Consider the following 19,253-nt stretch of genomic DNA (forward strand, 5'->3'; position numbering starts at 1 on the left):
GATTTTTTATGTCGTTTTTATTGGTTTTTTTGAATGTTACTGTTTTCTAAATATTAAATGTCGATACGAGCGCCGCTTTCTTGATTAAACCAGTGTCTCGCTGCGGCTGGAATAATGAAGCTGACCTGTTGTCCTATATTGGCTCTAAAGGTTTTATCTGCTTTAGCAATTAAGAGGGCATCCCCAATTTTGATGGAAATAAGAGTTGAGTCACCTAGCAATTCGACACTGTAAACTGGTGCGGTAATATCGCCATTCGTCTCAGTTGTGACGCTAATATCTTCCGCTCTAAAGCCTATGGTTACAGTATTTGGGAGCGCATTAGGTAGGTCTTTGATACTGGTATTATCTGCAGTGAACTTCCCATCTTGGATTTTTCCATCTAATAAATTCATGGCAGGGGAACCGATGAAACTGGCAACAAAGGTATTTGCCGGTTTATCGTAAATTTCTGTCGGTGTTCCTAGTTGCTGCAGCTCACCCATACTCATAACAACGACTCTATCGGCCAATGTCATTGCTTCTATTTGATCATGTGTTACATAAATAGTGGTTGTTTGCAGAGAGTGTTGTAAATGCTTAATTTGAGCGCGTGTGGATACACGTAGTTTAGCATCTAGATTTGACAGAGGTTCGTCCATTAAGAAGACATTAGGCTCGCGGACAATGGCTCTAGCCAGTGCAACTCGCTGACGCTGACCTCCAGACAGTTCTCTTGGATAACGATCCAGTAGCTTTCCTAACTCAACCATATCGGACGCTTTATGAACTCGTGCGTCGTGGGTTGTTGGATCTACTTTACGTATTTTTAACGGAAATCGAATATTTTCATAAACGGTCAGGTTGGGATAAAGTCCATAGCTTTGGAATACCATAGAGATGTCCCTGTCTTTAGGGTCTAGGCCATTAACACAGTTATCACCAATGTAAATCTCACCTTCTGTTGGGTCTTCAAGTCCAGCAATCATGCGCATTGTTGTTGTTTTCCCGCAACCAGATGGACCTAAGAATACGATAAACTCTTTGTCTTCAATGTCTAAATTGAAATCTCTGACCCCCGTCGTGGAGCCCCAACGTTTACAAATGTTTTTTAACTGTATCTTGGCCATACATGTTCCCGTCTTATTGATTTTTTTGAATACGTATGCAATAAATAAACATAATTATTTATTCCTTGCAATATTTTTTTATTTATTGCTGTTATTGAACCCCTTTTTATTTTAGGCAATATTGAGGCCAATTTTTCATTATTGTGAACAAGAGCAACGGTCTTATTTGTAGAGGTTTGTTAAAAAATGTCCCGTCATGATCAAAACAAAGCATTAATCCATAATTTTAGAATGTCTTTATATGACTTCACTGAAGCATCATTGATACTTGCTATTGATGAAACTTTTGCTGAAGACGTATTACTGCAATTTCCTTTTCCATTTGAAACTATCCGATCGAAGAATGAGTTATTTTCCCGTGTCTATAAACCTTTATCGGATGCTTTTGTTGGTTTAGAACGCCGAGATACGATTGTTATGGCTGGCGATTCAAATCATGAGAGTGAGTGGGTAGGATGTTGTGGTTATTATACAGGGTCTTTTGAAAAACCTTGGTTAGATATACAGCCTACTGGTCACCAAGTTAGCATGAGGTTTCATGAATTTTTCCGAATGAAGGGCGGTGTTGTCGTTGAAATGCAAGTGGTTTGGGATATTCCTGAAGTGATGATGCAGGCTGGAGCATGGCCATTGTCTGTTAGTTTGGGGAGAGAATGGCATGTACCAGGCCCGGCAACTCAAGATGGTATTGTAAGATCACATGACAATGGCATTACTTCACAAGCAAGTTTGAACGTGGTAGCCGATATGTGTACGTCATTAGGAAATTTTGCTCAAGGTGGAGTGGATGCTATGGCACTAGAAACATACTGGCATCCTCATTGTAGCTGGTATGGACCAGCAGGCATTGGAACCGCTAGAGGTATTAAAGGCTTTCGAAATTGGCATCAGATTCCCTTTTTAAATGCGCTTCCTAATCGTGTAGGGGACACCAATAAAGGTTATCTTTTTGCTGATGCTAATTATGTAGGCTTTACGGCTTGGCCGGGAATGAGCATGACGATTAGCCAAGGTGGCTGGTTAGGTATAGCGCCTGCGAATCAAGAAATTACGATGCGGAGTTTAGATTTTTGGAGGGTTGAAAATGGCTATATTCGAGAAAACTGGGTGTTAATAGATTTGTTGGATGTATACCACCAAATTGGCGTTGATGTTCTAGGGAGAATGAGAGAACTCAATAAATCGCGTTTGTTGAATTTTGAACATTAATCCGTTATTTTTTGTGGTAAGCGGTAATAAATACGTTATGTATTAATTAAGTGTATTATCTATCCTAAAACAAAGGCTTTTTGGTAGAGTTGTTCTTTTGCTAGAGTCGTAATAATGTGAGAAGACATAGGTAGGCTTTACTGCCTATTTCTTTTTTAGATGGTCTTATTACCGTTCATCTTGAAATGTTATAATGTAATTATGTAAAAATACCTATTAAATCCTATTAGATAGTCTATTGACCGACCATCTCATCATATTGCATCTTATCCATTTACCGTTTCCTTCTTATTTTTGTCTGTAGAATTCTTTCTATCTTATGCAGTTAACAAAAACTTAATATTGAGAGGGCTAATTTATGCAGTTAACTAAAAATAAAGTTGTTACTTTGGGACTATCTACAGGCTTAATGTTTGTTTCCAGTATGTTCTCTTCTGCCACTGCCGCTGAGTTTTCTTCAACGGTTGGTGGCGTACTGATAAGTTCACAAGATTATATTATTGGAGAAGATAATGACATTCAATTGGCGCCTTATGTTTCTCTTGAATACGGCATGTTTAGCTTAGATGAGAATGGGTTAGCGGTGACATATGAGATTGATGAAGCCAATGCCGTAAGTGCCGCACTGAGCCAGAGAGAGTCAGTTTTTGACCGTAAGGATAATAAAACGCTTAATCATTTTGATAAAAGAGATTCAGCGACAGAGCTTACCATAAATTGGATGAAATCATCTGGAGCGGATAACTTTTTGTTGGCCGCTACTGGGGATGTCTCTAATACCCACGATGGTTATCAATTAACCGCTGGATACTCAAGAAATATCTCGGCTCTAGGTGGTATGCTTATTCCTAGTATAGGAGTGAGTTTGCAATCTGAAGATCTCGTTGATTATTACTACGGCGTTAGGTCCAATGAATCTACTGCGAACCTAGCGTCCTATAAAGGAAAAGAAACGGTAAGCGCGGAGCTAGCAATTGCTCATGTATATAATTTTTCAGGTAATTGGAGTTCGTTCTCCAGTGTCAGTGTTGAATATCTAGGCTCAGGTATTGCTGATAGTCCAATTGTAAAAAAAGACAATGTTTGGACGGCTGTTGTTGGTGCGGTTTATGAATTTTAGTTAACCGCACTTGAGTATTAAACATCACGGTTATTTCCCTTTAAACTGTTCAAGGTTTTATTCTTGAACAGTTTTTTAGAATGGAAGACGAGTGTCAATCAAATTTGTGCTCTTATTACCGTGCCTAGAGTCTTTATAGCCAGAGGTTAATTGACATGATGAATGGAAAAAACAACGCTTTTGATAAATTTTGTTTAGCGAAAGACGTCCTCCAAACCATTGTTATTTGTTATGTCATTGCCATTGTTATTTGGTGGAGTGATGGAGGAGAATTTTGGCTAACACTGCAAATATCGTTAGTGTTTGGTGCGGCCTGTTTAATTAGTATCCGGTTAGGACTCTTTTTTCTGAGTGGTCTATTACACACAACAATTATTTTGTTAATCGGCTATATTGTTGGCGCTACCATAGGCGTAACGCATCTTATTTTCCGAGTTTATGGTGGGCTGTCTTCTGTTCTAGACGTTCCTTTTTCCGATATCGTACTGAGAATTTTCTTTAGCTTTTTAATTACTTATATTTTTTATAGTACTCACCGTTTGAACAGTAAAGACAAAGAATTGCAGGCGCAAAAACTGAAAACATTGATGCAAGATAAGCAACTCGCTGAGTCAAATTATAAAATGTTACAGTCGCAAATGGAGCCACATTTTTTATTTAATACGTTGGCTAATATACGCGTGTTGATCGATCTGGACCCAGATTCTGCAAAGAAAATGACGGAAAATTTAACAGATCTTTTAAGAGCTTCCATGACAAAAGTTCAGAAACAACTTATTTTCTTAAAAGATGAGTTGGATACCGTTAGAGCATATCTTGCTATACAAAAAGTTAGAATGGGAGATAGATTGCATTATACATTGGCATTAGATAGCGGGCTAGATAAGGCTGAATGTGCCCCATTTATTATTCAACCTTTGGTAGAAAATGCGATTGTTCATGGATTAGAGCCCAGTATAGAGGGTGGAACACTTAATATTACTGTTTCAAGTGATCATACTCATCTTATCGTACACATTCAGAATGTAGGTGGCGTCATTAGTCACCATGATTTATCGTCTTACTCAGCAGAACCTAAAGATAATCATACTAAAGGCAATGGGATAGCCATGAATAATATACAACAAAGAATGGCTTTGCTTTATGGTGATGCAGCAAGCTTAGTATTAGAGAAAAAATTGGACCAAGATAAAAAAGAATCTATTTGTAATGTGTATTTAAAGTGGCCATTACAATCAAAGTTAAGTGAATTGATATGAATATTTTAGTTGTTGATGATGAGCCTTTATTGCGTTTTCACATGCAAAAAATGCTAAATGAATTATGGGAAGATGTGGATCATATTGTCACGGCAAACTCGGGAATAGATGCACTAAAGTTAATGGAGGAAATAGATATCCATACGGTATTTATGGATATAAAAATGCCTGGTATGAGTGGTTTAGAGGCGGCAAAAGCGATGCGTCGCCAGGGATATAAAGGTAATCTGGTGTTTGTGACAGCGTATGATGAGCATGCTATCGAGGCATTTGAGCAAGAAGCTGTTGATTACTTATTAAAACCTGTAGAAGAGTCTCGTTTAAGTGCTTGTATTGAAAGACTAATTAAGCAGGACAAAACACTGATCAAATACGAACTAGATGCCGAGCAAATTAATCGCTGGTTACCTGCTGATACGACCTCTGTTTCATATTTATCTTGGATTAATGTCTCTATAGGCGACAGAATTTTAGTTATTAATGTGGATGATGTGTTTTGTTTTATTTCTGAAGATAAATATACGACTGTCGTTACTAAAGAAGGAGAGTATTTAATAAAAAAATCCATAAAACAGCTCGTCACAGAACTGCATCCAGATCGATTTTGGCGCATCCATCGCGCTGTTATTGTTCAGGTAGCAAAAATCAGTCAAGTGATGAAAGATGAACAAGGTCGTTATTCATTAAGTTTAAAAGAGATGAATAGATTGTTACCTGTTAGTCGTAATAATACTTATTTGTTTAAGCAAATGTGATTTATTGTGTCGACTGTCATGTGTTGTCATAGGAATGAAAGAGGATTATGAGAGGGTAACCTGTTAAATGGACTTGAGTTAAACATAGCAATTCGCTGAAGATGAGAGTATTTCAAAAAACCGCTTGCTCTATTGCGCAGGTCAGTTGAAAATCAGCCTAAGTTAGTATCTATGGTTAGTACTAATTTTTTATTGTTTAATTATTTTCAGGTTTTATTCTTGATAAACTTCTGTGTAGTTTATATCGGAATAAATAATTTTTCCTTATATGAATGACGAATAGTCTTCTGGATTGAGCATGTTAGATTTGAATAAATTCACAGCAAACCAATTGGGTTGGAGTACCTTCTTTAACCAACAAATGTCCCTTGAAGAGATGGAAATTTGTTTTCCGGCAAGAGTGACGAATGTTTACCCTAATACAGTTGAATGTTTGTGTGAAAAGGGTGAAATTTCATTATCGCTTGAAAATGAAATGAATCAATTAGTAGCAGGAGATTGGTTACTGCTTACGGACGACCATCTTTTCCATCGAGTACTAGATCGTTCTACAGAGCTCCATTCAACCACTTCTCAGCATACCCTTGTTGCTAATTTAGATACCTTATTTGTCGTTTCGTCAATGAACTCAGGGTTTGATTTATCTTATATTAAAGACAGTGTGGCGTTAGCAAAAAACTCCCATATTGAAGTGGTCGTGATTTTAACGCATAAAGATCAATGTGAAGATTATTATTTCTATCAAGACCAGGTGCAAGCGATTCGCCATGATCTTGTCATTGAAGCGATCAATGCACGAGATGAAGAGTATATTCACAGTTTGCTTGATTGGTGTGGTAAAGGTCAGATGGTGGCCTTGATTGGCAAAGAAAATTCAGGCAAAAGCCGAATAGTGAAAACGCTGCTATCAGTGACACAAACACCTGATAGCAGTCGTTTTGGTAAAAAAGAGTCGCTTCCTTCAAATCAATTTTATTTATTAAGTAATGCTGGGCTTATTTTTGAATCCGCGGCGATAGAAGAATTATGTCACTCTCAAACAAGAGAAGATAAGTTACATGATGCTTTATTAGACTTAAAACGTCTTTCAAAAGAATGTCGATTTGCCGACTGTAAACATACGGTTGAGCCTGGTTGTGCGATTCAACATGCTATAAAGCTGGGGGAATTAGACCGTTCTCTGATTAGCGAAATTCAATCAGATGACGGTGATTTTGATTCAGATGTAATGAAACGGGCTTTGGATAAAAAGTCGGATAAATTATCAAAGACATTACATTCTATTTCTCGAAAAAATAAAAAAGAAATAGAATAGGGTAGAGTAGGCTCTAGTGCAAAAAAAGAGGGAGCGTTCCCTCTTTTTTTGCAATAAATAATAGGTCATAAGGTATTGAAAAATAAATGAGTGGCAATAAATCAATAAAATCTCCATGTATCAATTTATGCAGTTTAGATGACAAGGATATCTGCATCGGCTGCTATCGTAGTGGAGCTGAAATTACCATCTGGGGCAGAAGCACCCCAGAGGAACAAAGACAAATTTTGATTAAAGTTCAAGAGAGAGAAAGAAATAGTCCTTTTTATTCTGAGTAATTCCTCTATTTATGCTTTTCTAGTTAGGGCGTGTCACTTGATACTAATAACCTCCATCCTTGTAGATTATTAGGCTGACGTTGACTTGACAGCGCTTTTATTATTTAAGAAAGATAATGAAATAGCCGATGCGAAAATGACTAGAATACCGATTATCGCGAAAGAGTTTGTCGTTTGTCCCCACAGCAATAAGCTCCAAAACGCAGCAAAGACTAAAAAAGAATACTCGAAAACGGCTGTAAAAGAGGGTTCACCAATCTTGTATGCTTGAGTGATTAGAGCCACAGAAATAACGCCGGCTAATGCTTGACCAAAGGTTAGTGAGATAAATGCTGGCGTGGGACTTTTCCAGCCTTGTAGAATAAATTCATCTGATTCTACTGGCCATGTCGTTAAAATCACCAACATGATGGCGCCAATAATCCCCATAGAAATAAACACCCCAAGCGTTAAGGTGGCAGCAGATTCATCTGCGCTCCAATGTCGAGTAATAAGCATCCCAAAACCATAAAAGGCACCCGCAATAAGAGGGAAAAACGAAACTATAGACAAGGATTGAGTATCGAGTTGAAGCAGCATAAGGACACCGATAAAGCCAGCGGTAATTGCCGTAATTTGCATCAAGTTTATCTTATTTTTGAAAAAAATTATTGAAAATAATAGCACCCAAATCGGCGAGCTAAATAATCCCGCTCCAGCTTGTGCTACGGACAAAAAACCTAGTGATGTAAAGTAAATTAATAAACCAATCGAAATAATGACACTTCTGATGATAATGACGCGAAGGTTTTTGACACGGTAAGGTATCTTTAAAAAATAAATACCAGCAACAATAATAGGCAAAGAAAATAGAGTGCGAAATAATTGAAATTGCCACAACCCAGCTTCTTTCGACACCATGCCAACAAAATTGTCCGTAAAGCTTAGAAGTGCGGAAGCCAAAATAGCTAAAATAGCGGATTGCAAGATACGAGTTTGATTCATTTATTAAGCCTATGGGGATCGCAATTTAGTGATGAAAAAATGCGGAGTTAGAAGATCATCTAGCTCCGCCAAAGGGTTATTCTCTAGGGTTAGTTGTGCTCTTTGCTCCTCTGTGATTCGGCGTCATGATCATGGGGTAATTTGGTCATGGTCCACCCCATATAAGCGAATAAAATAGTGACTAAGGGCGATAACCAGCAGTAAAAATTAAACGGTAAATAGAGAAAGGTTGGAACACCTAATGTCGCTGCTTGATAAGCTCCACCAGCATTCCAAGGTACTAGATTCGCGGTGACGGTGGCTGAATCTTCAACTGCTCTCGATAGGTTTTCAGGCGCTAACCCTTTCTCCTTATAAGCAGTTGAAAATGAACGTGCCCCCATAATAATCGCCATATATTGATCACATAATATTATGTTTGCAGCGACACAAGTGATGGCTGTTGTGGCCACTAATGAGCCAGTAGAACGGGCATAATTGAGTATTTTTTCTGCGACCACCAATAGTTGGCTAGTACGCTCCATAACACCACCAAACATCATGCCTGTAAAAATCAAAGAGATCGCAAACATCATTGAATCCAAACCTCCACGAGTTAACAATGCATCCACATCTGGGTCACCGGTAATAGATTCAAAGCCACTGGATGAAACCTGAATTAAGGTTTGATAGTCTGCTCCCTGTACTAGAACAGCGCATACCACACCGGCTAGAGCTCCTATCGTAATACCAGGGATCGCTGGAACTTTAAAATATGAAATGATGACGATCAGTAAGATAGGCGAAAAAATAATGGGATTAAGGGAAAAATTTGCGGCTAAAACGGATTGGATATGCTCAATTCTCTCTAGGTTTCCTGGGCCTGTGTCATAAGTGAAGCCAATGACTATTTCGATAAGGAGGGTAAGCCCAAAAGTAACGCTGGTGGTGTAGGACATGTGTTTGACATGTTTAAACACATCAATACCTACCATTGCCGACGCAATATTGGTGGTATCCGAGAGAGGGGATAATTTATCACCAAAATAGGCCCCTGATAACACAGCGCCAGCCACCAATGGTAGAGGAAACCCTAACCCTCCGCCGATGCCAATTAAAGCCACACCAACCGTTGCAGTAGTACCCCAGCTGGTTCCCGTAGCGACAGAGGTGAGTGCGCAGATAATTAAAGTAGCAGGTAGGAAAAAAGTAGGGGAAATAATTTCCAAGCCATAGTAAATGATTGCTGGCACTACTCCGGCTAAAATCCATACTCCTACCATAATGCCAACAACGATCAAAATAATGACAGCGGGAATAGCCGATGATATACCTTTTACCATACCATTTTGAATGGTTTTCCATTTGAATCCGCATCGTAATGCTATTAAGCAAGCAACGATTACGCCTAAAATCATTGGGACTTGAGGGTCGAGGCCGTATTTTACAATGGAGAATGTTACGCCTGAAATAAGCGCAAATAGCGAGATTAAAGCTTCCCAAAAATGGGGCTTACGAGCATTTACTGGTAAGTTTGTGTTCATCTTTCTAACCTATTTTTATTTTATAGCATGAGATGTTTCGTTGTTATCTTGTTTAAAACGCACCTTGATAACTCAAGAAGCAGAGTCTATTCGTGTATAAAGGTGCTTTTATATGAGGTTAGGATTGAGCGTCTTCCATGGCATTTAACACATCGTTAAGAGGACGAATTGCGCCTGTTTGAAGATATTCCATCGCATTAAGAGAGGCTTGATGAGCGGCAACAGATGAACCCGCGACACACTCTTCAATAACACGACAGTAGTAGTCAGACTGGTGTGCATCAACAAAAGTATAATGCACACAAACATCCGTTAAGGCGCCAACTAAAAGCAAGGTGTCGACTTTCAGACCTTTTAATAAAATTTCTAAATCGGTGCCAAAAAAACAAGAATAGCGACGTTTTTGAATGATGTAATCACCGTCTTGATACCCCATCTCGTCTTTTGCTAAATCCGTTCCTGGGTGATTGTCTAAGCAATGAATTTCCTCGTCTCCATCCAGTTCTCGCCCAAAGTCAATTAAATTTGAACGGTGGATTTCTTGAATATAAATAATCGGGATATTCGATTCTCTTGCCTTATCTATGGCGATTCTGGAATTCAGCATACGTTCTTTAAAACCGACCATGTTAGCGATAGAACGAACTTCACTATCATCGATAAAGGTACTGGCTTGTATATCGATGACCAATAATGCTGCTTTGCCTTCGATAAGATTTTTTTTATTGTTTTCCATTGCTTCTGCCTCAATCATGTTGTGTAAGCATTTTTTTAATCAAAAATATTTGAATCGCTATATTAGCCTCCAAAAGAAAACTCGAAAATTAGATTTAAATTGCGTTCAGCGAAGCTTTTTTATACGCTAAAGCATGGCTAAATAATTAGGAAAGGGTGAATGGCAGATATTTTAAGAAGTTTGAATGCATTGAGAGCATTTGAGTCCGCGGCTCGGCATGGTAGTTTCGCAAAGGCCGCTATTGAACTGAATGTAAGTCATAGTGTTGTGAGCCAACATGTAAAAAAGCTTGAGGGCAGCCTGCAAACTCAACTATTTACGCGCTACGGCAATCGGATTGAGCTTACTGCAGAAGGTCAAATGCTGCTGCCGCAAGTTGCGAATGCGTTCCAAACCTTAAGGGATGCTTGTGATGGGGTTCTAGGAAGTGCTTTACAGAAAACCGTTAATATCAGCGTTGAACCTGCCATTTCTTCCCGTTGGTTAAGAAAAAGAGTGACGGCGTTTTGTGCTGATCAACCCAATATACAAGTTAATTTAAAGCCTGCATGGACTCCACCTACGTTAGGAGAGCAACAGATAAATATGGTGGTGCATTTTGAGGAGAGAATGTCTCACCTAGGACAGAGTTATTATAAAAAATTCTTACCTATTAACGGTTTTCCGGCTTGTTCTCCTGAGTTGTTTGAAAAAATAAAACAGGCAAATAGTAGTGTCGCTAACTTTCAAGATTTTCCTTTAATTCATGATAATGGCAGAGAAATATGGCGTAAATGGTATGAGAAATTTGCACCAAAAGATGCCCATTGGCAACATGGAAAGGTGTATTCAGATTTAGCTTTAGCCATTGATGCCGCGGTTGATGGAGAGGGGATTATTTTGGCGGATGAGCATATATGTCATCGAGAGCTGCAGGCCGGTACCTTGGTAAAATTAGATGATCGTGTGATTCTCTGTACTTGGTATGCGGTGGCGATTGATAAAAATCATTCTAAAAATTCCCCGGTTGTACAATTGCAAGATTGGATCATATCTCAAGGGGAAAAATAGTTAGTTTTTAATACATTAGTGTTTCTCTTTTGAATCCAAGAAGGCCATTTTACCTTTTACACCGACATATGATTTTGAATAAATAGGCCCTATTTAGCTCTTTACAAGTGTTTTATTACTGGGTATTGTTCTTGCACTTGTCGGAGTGCCATTTGGCTGAGATCGCTTTTAAGCGGGATCCGCAGAACCTGATCAGGGCTAAAAACCTGCGTAGGAAACAAGAAAATCGTTATCTTTTCTTTTCTGCATCGAATGTACTTCTATTGGGTTAATCCAAGTTGCATTCTTTGTTACCTTGTGATGTTCAATAGAAGGTTTGAAGCGTCATTCTCTTTTTTAGAGAAGCGTTAAGGCCACACACCAGACAAGCAATTCTCCAATTAACATTATTGAGAACGGCTTATGTCATCAAATAACGAATTAATAAACACGGCAAACGAATTAGTTAAAAAACCAAATAAAAAAAGTCGCGAAGCCTCTCGTCAAGCGGCGAAGCAGTTTATAGAGTCTTTGCAAGCGACGCCTTTTCCATCATCTGAACGCATCTATGTTGAAGGCTCTAATCCTTCCATTCGCGTACCAATGAGAAAAATCAATTTATCCGATACGCCGATTGGATCTGATCCAAAGCAGCTCACTTTCGAACCGAATGAACCCATTTATATTTATGACTGTTCTGGCGCCTATGCGGACCCAGATGCCAATATTGATGTGCATAAAGGTCTACCAAGGCTGAGAGAAAACTGGATCAAGGAAAGAGATGACACAGAAAATTTAGCGCAATTGTCTTCTGAATTTTCCAAAGAACGATTGGCGAATGCGGCTTTAGATGAATTGCGTTTTAAAGATTTACCCACTCGATCTAGAGCAAAAGTGGGTAAAAATGTCACTCAAATGCACTATGCACGCAAGGGTATTATCACCCCAGAAATGGAGTTCATTGCCATTAGAGAAAATCAAAACCTAGCGGCAATAAAAAGCGAGTTACTGCGTCGACAGCATGCGGGTAAAAGTTTTGGTGCGGATATTCAAAAATACATCACACCTGAGTTTGTCAGAGACGAAGTGGCTCGAGGTCGAGCAATTATCCCCAATAACATCAATCACCCTGAATCTGAACCTATGATAATTGGGCGCAACTTCCTAGTGAAGGTGAATGCCAACATAGGTAACTCCGCGGTAACTTCATCCATTGAAGAAGAAGTTGAAAAACTGGTTTGGTCTACCCGCTGGGGCGCAGATACGGTAATGGATTTATCAACCGGCAAAAATATTCATGAAACTCGTGAATGGATATTGCGAAACTCTCCAGTACCTATTGGAACCGTTCCAATATATCAAGCCTTGGAAAAAGTCGATGGCGTCGCCGAAGATCTGAATTGGGAAGTTTTTCGCGACACCTTGTTAGAGCAAGCAGAGCAGGGGGTGGATTACTTTACCATTCATGCCGGTGTTCTACTTCGATTCGTTCCGATGACAGCTAAGCGTTTAACAGGCATTGTGTCACGGGGTGGTTCTATTATGGCGAAATGGTGCCTTTCCCATCACGAAGAAAATTTCACTTACACTCGCTTTCGTGAAATTTGTGAAATTTGCGCTCAATACGATGTGGCCTTATCTCTTGGTGATGGTTTACGTCCAGGTTCTATTATGGATGCAAATGATGAAGCGCAAATGTCAGAGCTGAGAACACTAGGTGAACTAACCAAAGTGGCTTGGGAATACGACGTTCAAGTGATGATTGAAGGCCCTGGACATGTACCAATGCAGTTGATCGAAGAGAATATGACGGAACAATTGAAATCCTGTCATGAAGCACCTTTCTACACTTTAGGGCCATTAACACAAGACATTGCACCTGCTTATGATCATATTACTTCTGGCATTGGTGCGGCTCAAATCGGTTGGTATGGTTGCGCCATGTTGTGCTATGTCACGCCAAAAGAGCACCTAGGTTTACCGAATAAAGAAGACGTTAAAGAAGGTTTAATTACGTATAAAATTGCCGCTCATGCGGCGGATTTGGCCAAAGGTCACCCAGGTGCGCAAGTAAGGGATAATGCACTTTCTAAAGCCCGCTTTGAATTCCGTTGGGAGGACCAGTTTAACTTATCGCTTGATCCGGTTCGTGCCAGAGCGTACCACGATGAAACCATTCCTCAAGCGTCTGGTAAAGTGGCACATTTTTGTTCTATGTGTGGCCCTAAATTCTGCTCTATGAAGATTACTCAAGAAGTAAGAGATTATGCTGACGGTTTGGAAGCGGCTAAGTTGCAATTAATTGAAGCGACGGATGTCACTCATGTGGATGCGCAGACGGGTATGAAACACATGTCGGAGCAATTTAAAGAGTTAGGAAGTGATGTTTATTTAACAACGGATGTATTGGAGGAAAAAGGCTCTTTGTTAAAACGTCAGGGGAAAGAGGCGTTATTAAGCAGTGAGGAAGGCTAATGTTGTCAACAACATCATTTCCTCCTGTTATCGTGTGTGTTGGTGGTTCAGACCCCAGCGCACACGCTGGCTTACAAGCTGACATTCGTGTAGGCCAAGATTTAGGCGTTCATGTAACGACGGTTGTGAGTGCGTTAACCGCGCAAAACTCTCAATCAGTATTGGCCGTGTACCCAGTTGAAAAAGAACAATTTGATCGTCAATGGGAGAGTATTCTAGCGGATATGACGCCTGGAGTAGTGAAAATTGGGTTGCTGCCAAATGCTGAATTGGCGTCAGCAACGGCGTTTTGGCTGCGCACAATAAAAACCGATTATCCAGCATGCCGAATTGTGTTTGATCCTGTCGGTGTTTCCTCAACAGGACACCGTTTGCACTCCTTCACATCGGGGGATCCTGCGGATTCAACGGAACCGATGTCGTGGCTAAAAATGCTACTACCATTGGTTGATTGGGTGACACCAAATACTCATGAGTTTGAGCAAATCGTGCAATCAGTCTCTACAATAGATCAACCAATTAACAGGTTAGACCTAGTATCAAAGTTTGATCATTTACTGGCTCAATACCCAGAGTTAAGGCAAAGCCAATGGGTCATTAAGGGCGGGCATGCTCATAATGAAGCGAAGGAACAATCGAATAACCAAACTGGTTCTTCATCCCGTCATTGTGTCGACTGGTTGTTTTCTGAGATGGTGAAAGTGGATGGGTTGGTGTCTCCCTTTGGATTCTCTTCAAAAAGACAGGAAAATGGCCATAGCCGTGGAACAGGCTGTAGTTTTGCCACGGCATTAAGCAGTTTTCTGGCGCTAGGTTACGATGAAATGGACAGTCTGACCTTAACCAAAAGCTACATTAATCATGCATTATCATTAAGTTATCAAGTAGGAAAAAATACTGGACCTCTTGCGACTTGCGGCTGGCCAAGCAAAATACAATACCTGCCTGACATTCTTCAGATAAACAATAATCAAGGTGCCTCTAACGAAGTATTTTTCCCTGAAATGGAGCCTAGATCTCTAGGGCTTTACCCTGTGGTGGACACTCCTGAATGGATAGAGCGGTTATTGAAAGCGGGTGTTACAACTGTTCAATTAAGAGTGAAGGATCCTAATTCAGCAACCTTAGAGCAAGATATTCGAAAGGCGATTGCGCTAGGTGAACACTATCAAGCTCAGGTTTTTATCAATGATTACTGGCAAAAGGCCATTGAGTTTGGTGCTTATGGGGTGCATTTAGGACAAGAAGATTTGCTTACGGCTGATCTAGACAAAGTTGCCAATGCGGGCTTGCGGTTGGGGGTCAGTACTCATGGTTATTTTGAGATTGCGAGAGCGGGTAAGGTCCATCCTAGTTACATTGCTTTAGGCCATATTTTCCCTACACAAACGAAGGACATGCCATCTCAACCACAGGGGACGACTCGATTGCAAAAATACGCGAACTTGTTGTCTGGGGTGTATCCGACGGTTGCTATTGGTGGCATAAACTCAGAGGTATTTGATGCCGTTCTAGATACGGGAGTAGATGGTATTGCCATGGTAACGGCCATTACTCGATCAGCCAACCCTGAACAAATCGTTACCGATTTTATGAGAAAAATTAACGCTTCTAATGCAAGTAATCAGTTTCGATCAAAAGGATAAAATCATGAAAGACATTCAATTAAATGATTCGCCTTTTCAGTTTTCTGGTGAGTCTATCGGGGATTTGTTGGATCATCTAAAAACCAATAAGGACGGTGTGGCGTTAGCCGTTAACCAAGAGGTGGTGCCAAAAAGCCAATGGAGCAAAACCCTACTACGACAGGGCGATAATGTGTTGATTTTTGAATCCATTGCTGGAGGTTAGCTCAGATGAATTTTTTGGAAAATGATCCACTTATTATTGGAGATCATACATTTAGCTCTCGTCTTTTTACAGGAACGGGGAAATACGCAACCTCAGATTCTATGATGGATTCTATAAAAGCCAGTGGCAGTGAATTGGTCACGTTGTCACTGAGAAGGGTGGATTTGGAGAATCATAGTGATAATATTTTGTCACCGTTGCAGCAACATGGAATGAAATTATTGCCAAATACGTCTGGTGCTAGGTCGGCAAAAGAAGCCGTCTTTGCGGCTAATCTCGCTCGTGAAGCATTAGCGACTAATTGGGTGAAGTTGGAAATTCATCCTGATCCTAGGTATCTGATGCCAGATCCAATTGAAACCTTGGAGGCGGCTGAAATACTGGTAAAACAGGGGTTTATAGTAATGCCTTATGTGCATGCAGACCCGGTTTTATGTAAGCGTTTGGAAGAGGTGGGTTGTCAATGTGTGATGCCTTTAGGTGCCCCTATTGGCTCCAATAAGGGCTTAGCAAGTCGTACTTTTTTAGACATTATAATCGAGCAAAGCCGGGTGCCTGTCATTGTTGATGCGGGTATTGGTTCACCTGCCGATGCTGCACTGGCAATGCAGTTAGGGGCGGATGGTGTGCTGGTTAATACGGCGATGGCGGTGGCTCGTAAACCTGCGGCAATGGGATATGCTTTTCGACTCGCGGTGGAAGCAGGACGAGTGGCTTATCATTCAGGACTTGGTGAGGTTGAAGGTCAAGCCATGGCTTCAAGCCCTATGACGGATTTTTTAGTTGGATTATCTTAATGCAAACAAAAGCGCAAAGGACCGATTCCAAGCCATTATATTTTATTGAGCAATCGGCTGTTATTAAGGATCAATTTAGCGAAGGTTTAACTGCATTAGATTGGCAACACACAAGCCAACAAGTTTCCTCCAAGACAGAGTTGGATGTGCGTCGAGCTTTAGCAAAATCTCGTCTGCAGTTTGAAGATTTTATGGCTCTGGTTTCGCCTGCCGCTGAGGCGTTCTTACCCGCAATCGTAGCCAAAAGTCAGCAGTTAACCAGACAACGTTTTGGGCATGGTATGGGGGTGTTTGCGCCCCTGTATTTGTCGAATACTTGTGCTAACGAATGTAGTTACTGTGGCTTTTCTATGAGTAACCCAATAAAAAGGCTCACTTTAAATGAGGACAACGTTTCAGACGAAGTAAGGGCGTTGAAGGAAAAAGGGTTTGATAATCTTTTATTGGTAACTGGGGAAACCTCTAAAGTTTCAGTACCGTATTTTAAACGAATGCTGCCTTTAATTACCCCTCATTTTAGCCATTTATCCATGGAGGTTCAGCCTTTAGAGGTTAATGACTATGTTGAATTAAGGTCGTTTGGTTTAGATGCCGTGCTGGTATACCAAGAAACATACAATAAAATAACCTACGCTAAACATCATACTAGAGGTAAAAAAGCGGATTTCAATTTTCGTTTGGATGCGGCAGACCGACTGGGTCAATCGCAGATGCATAAAATTGGGTTAGGGGTGCTGTTGGGGTTAGATGATTGGCGAACAGACAGTGTTTTTCTGGCTTATCATCTAAGGCATTTGCAAAAACGTTATTGGCGTTCTCGTTTTAGTATTTCTTTTCCTCGGATTCGGCCTTGTGAAGGAGGGATCCAAGTGAAATCTGAAATTACGGATAAGCAATTAATTCAATTGGTGTGTGCTTGGCGTTTGTTTGATGAAGACCTCGAGTTGACTCTATCTACCAGGGAATCGGCTGATTTTCGTGATCATATTTTGCCTATCGGGTTTACCAGTATGAGTGCGGAATCTAAGACTCAGCCAGGTGGCTATTCTGAGAGTTCAAAAGAGGCGTTAGAACAATTTGAAATTTCAGATGATCGGCCGATTGACGAGATTACAAGGTTAATCAAGTCTCATGGCTTAGACGTGATATGGAAAGATTGGGACAAAGCCTACAATCAGGAATTTTAAGATAATTTCAAGGCCGTGGTTACTTAATAATAAAGTGAAAATAATGATTGTTTTTCAGAGGAAACCCTCATTATAATCCGCGGGTTTTCTAGCCTAGAAAATACCGCAAACGGCCTGTTTTTGAGCGTGGTATAAGACTCACTACTCTTCCAATCGCGGTATTCGTTATCGTTAGTCGGTTATTCATTTGAATGACGGGCTAGTTTGGTCTTACTAGGACCTGTGATTGGAGTGTGACATGTTTGATTTACTTGGGATTGGTGCATTAATTGCGATCAGTGCCATCTTTGCTATGTCTGAGATAGCGATGGCCGCTTCTCGTAAAATAAAATTGCGAGTAATGGCGGATGAAGGTGCGAACAATGCTCAGGCGGTATTAGATTTGCAAGAACGTCCAGGGGCATTCTTTGCCATGATTCAAATCGCTCTTAATGCCATCGCCATTTTGGGTGGTATTATTGGTGAGCAGGCATTGACGCCTTATATCCGAGATTTAGTCGGGTACTTTTATACTGGACACTTACTGGATCAGATAAGCTTCTTTGTCTCCTTCCTGACATTAACCTCCTTATTCATTTTGTTTGCTGATTTATTGCCGAAACGCTTAGCGATGATTATGCCGGAAGCGGTTGCCATAAGAGTGGTGACACCAATGCGTTGGGTTACCTTTGCTTTAACTCCTTTTGTGATGTTTTTTAACGGATTAACAAACATAGTGTTACGAGTATTTAAGTTTCCAACGGAAAGAGAAGATATCGTAACCACAGAGGATATAGTCGCTATGATGGATGCTGGGGCGGAATATGGCAGTTTACCTCAGCAAGAGTATCAACTTATTGGTAATGTCTTTGAGCTGGATTCTAGGAGTTTATCCAGTGTGATGACACCGCGGGATCAGATTGTCTATTTTGATGCGGATGAAAGCAGTGAAGAAATCAGTCAAAAAATTATTGAACACCCTCATAATGATTTTTTAGTTTGTGATGGCAGTCTTGATAAACTGCAGGGGATTATAGAGTCGAAAGAAATTTTGCGCTTGGTTTTAAAAGGCGAACCGGCAAACATTACCCCAGATATGATTGATAAAGATATTTTTTACCTTCCTGAAACCCTGACTTTATCGGAGTCCTTAAATGCTTTTAAAGTCGCGTCTCAACCTTTTGCGGTTGTGGTAAATGAATATGCGTTGATTGTTGGTATTGTTACGGTAAAAGATTTATTGAGCAGTTTTATGGGAGAATTGATTACTCATGAAGCGGAAGAGCAAATTGTGCGTCGTGATGAATATTCTTGGTTAATTGATGGTTTAACTTCAATTAATGATGTGGACCGTTGTTTGGATGTCGATGATTTTCCTGCCCGCTCTCAATATGAAACCATTGCCGGTTTTATGATTTATATGCTGAAGCGTTTACCAAAGCGGACAGATCATGTGATTTTTTCTGGCTATAAATTTGAAGTGATTGATTTAGAAGGTGTGAGAGTAGAGCAATTGTTGGTTACGAAACTTGACGTAAATGCTTAATTAAGAACGAACGCAATTAATTAACGATAATTAAGATTAGGCTTTGACAAATTGCTGACAACCTTTACCCACCGGTTACCCGTGTTTGACACACATTGACA

At 40.2% G+C, this 19,253-nt stretch carries 17 protein-coding genes and 1 riboswitch; of the genes, 13 read left to right on the forward strand and 4 right to left on the reverse strand.

Annotation, left to right across the window (positions count from 1 at the left end):
- Window positions 1–53: 53 nt before the first annotated feature.
- Complete coding sequence (locus tag O1D97_RS15170; RefSeq protein WP_269126933.1) at window positions 54–1,109, reverse strand: ABC transporter ATP-binding protein; 1,056 nt, start codon at window positions 1,107–1,109, stop codon at window positions 54–56.
- 186 nt (window positions 1,110–1,295) lie between these two features.
- Here O1D97_RS15170 and O1D97_RS15175 point away from each other — a divergent pair, with 186 nt between their 5' ends.
- From O1D97_RS15175 to O1D97_RS15200, 6 genes are all read left to right on the forward strand, one after another.
- A complete protein-coding gene (locus O1D97_RS15175; RefSeq protein ID WP_269126935.1) occupies window positions 1,296–2,318 on the forward strand; it encodes an ester cyclase in 1,023 nt (340 codons plus the stop codon).
- Window positions 2,319–2,676: 358 nt separating this feature from the next.
- Complete coding sequence (locus O1D97_RS15180) at window positions 2,677–3,438, forward strand: MipA/OmpV family protein (protein WP_269126937.1); 762 nt, start codon at window positions 2,677–2,679, stop codon at window positions 3,436–3,438.
- 155 nt (window positions 3,439–3,593) lie between these two features.
- On the forward strand, window positions 3,594–4,697 hold the full coding sequence (locus O1D97_RS15185) for a sensor histidine kinase (RefSeq protein ID WP_269126939.1): 1,104 nt from the start codon (window positions 3,594–3,596) through the stop codon (window positions 4,695–4,697).
- Window positions 4,694–5,452 carry a LytR/AlgR family response regulator transcription factor gene (locus O1D97_RS15190; RefSeq protein WP_269126941.1) on the forward strand — a complete coding sequence of 253 codons (759 nt, stop codon included), beginning with the start codon at window positions 4,694–4,696 and terminating at the stop codon, window positions 5,450–5,452. The genes O1D97_RS15185 and O1D97_RS15190 overlap by 4 nt, the downstream gene beginning before the upstream one ends.
- 298 nt (window positions 5,453–5,750) lie before the next feature.
- A complete protein-coding gene (rsgA, locus tag O1D97_RS15195) occupies window positions 5,751–6,767 on the forward strand; it encodes a GTPase RsgA (protein ID WP_269126943.1) in 1,017 nt (338 codons plus the stop codon).
- 86 nt (window positions 6,768–6,853) lie between these two features.
- Window positions 6,854–7,045, forward strand: a complete 192-nt coding sequence (locus O1D97_RS15200) for a DUF1289 domain-containing protein (protein ID WP_269126945.1) — start codon at window positions 6,854–6,856, stop codon at window positions 7,043–7,045.
- 69 nt (window positions 7,046–7,114) lie between these two features.
- Here O1D97_RS15200 and O1D97_RS15205 read toward each other — a convergent pair whose 3' ends face one another.
- From O1D97_RS15205 to O1D97_RS15215, 3 genes are all read right to left on the reverse strand, one after another.
- Window positions 7,115–8,029, reverse strand: coding sequence for a DMT family transporter (locus O1D97_RS15205; RefSeq protein ID WP_269126947.1), 915 nt, complete (start codon window positions 8,027–8,029; stop codon window positions 7,115–7,117).
- 89 nt (window positions 8,030–8,118) lie between these two features.
- Window positions 8,119–9,552, reverse strand: coding sequence for a Na+/H+ antiporter NhaC (gene nhaC / locus O1D97_RS15210; protein WP_269126949.1), 1,434 nt, complete (start codon window positions 9,550–9,552; stop codon window positions 8,119–8,121).
- 118 nt (window positions 9,553–9,670) lie between these two features.
- The gene (locus tag O1D97_RS15215; RefSeq protein WP_269126951.1) at window positions 9,671–10,288 is read right to left on the reverse strand and encodes a cysteine hydrolase family protein; all 618 of its coding nucleotides are present in this window, start codon (window positions 10,286–10,288) and stop codon (window positions 9,671–9,673) included.
- Between the two features lie 159 nt (window positions 10,289–10,447).
- On the opposite strand from O1D97_RS15215, the gene O1D97_RS15220 reads away from it, so the two are divergent.
- The 7 genes from O1D97_RS15220 (at window position 10,448) to paeA (ending at window position 19,152) form a co-directional block, all read left to right on the forward strand.
- Entirely contained in the window at window positions 10,448–11,338 is an 891-nt protein-coding gene (locus O1D97_RS15220; protein WP_269126952.1) for a LysR family transcriptional regulator, read from the forward strand.
- A gap of 131 nt (window positions 11,339–11,469) precedes the next feature.
- A riboswitch (TPP riboswitch) is annotated at window positions 11,470–11,572 on the forward strand.
- 168 nt (window positions 11,573–11,740) lie between these two features.
- Window positions 11,741–13,792, forward strand: a complete 2,052-nt coding sequence (gene thiC / locus O1D97_RS15225) for a phosphomethylpyrimidine synthase ThiC (RefSeq protein WP_269126954.1) — start codon at window positions 11,741–11,743, stop codon at window positions 13,790–13,792.
- On the forward strand, window positions 13,792–15,438 hold the full coding sequence (gene thiE / locus O1D97_RS15230) for a thiamine phosphate synthase (RefSeq protein WP_269126956.1): 1,647 nt from the start codon (window positions 13,792–13,794) through the stop codon (window positions 15,436–15,438). Before thiC ends, thiE begins: the two co-directional genes overlap by 1 nt.
- Window positions 15,439–15,442: 4 nt before the next feature.
- Window positions 15,443–15,643: a sulfur carrier protein ThiS gene (thiS, locus tag O1D97_RS15235; RefSeq protein WP_269126958.1), complete on the forward strand. Its 201-nt coding sequence runs from the start codon at window positions 15,443–15,445 to the stop codon at window positions 15,641–15,643.
- 5 nt (window positions 15,644–15,648) lie between these two features.
- Window positions 15,649–16,440 carry a thiazole synthase gene (locus O1D97_RS15240; RefSeq protein WP_269126959.1) on the forward strand — a complete coding sequence of 264 codons (792 nt, stop codon included), beginning with the start codon at window positions 15,649–15,651 and terminating at the stop codon, window positions 16,438–16,440.
- Window positions 16,440–17,627: a 2-iminoacetate synthase ThiH gene (thiH, locus tag O1D97_RS15245; RefSeq protein WP_269126960.1), complete on the forward strand. Its 1,188-nt coding sequence runs from the start codon at window positions 16,440–16,442 to the stop codon at window positions 17,625–17,627. Before O1D97_RS15240 ends, thiH begins: the two co-directional genes overlap by 1 nt.
- Before the next feature lie 238 nt (window positions 17,628–17,865).
- The gene (paeA, locus tag O1D97_RS15250) at window positions 17,866–19,152 is read left to right on the forward strand and encodes a polyamine export protein PaeA (protein ID WP_269126963.1); all 1,287 of its coding nucleotides are present in this window, start codon (window positions 17,866–17,868) and stop codon (window positions 19,150–19,152) included.
- Window positions 19,153–19,253: the final 101 nt, after the last annotated feature.

The organism is Marinomonas phaeophyticola (genome assembly GCF_026966905.1).
Taxonomy (GTDB): domain Bacteria; phylum Pseudomonadota; class Gammaproteobacteria; order Pseudomonadales; family Marinomonadaceae; genus Marinomonas; species Marinomonas phaeophyticola.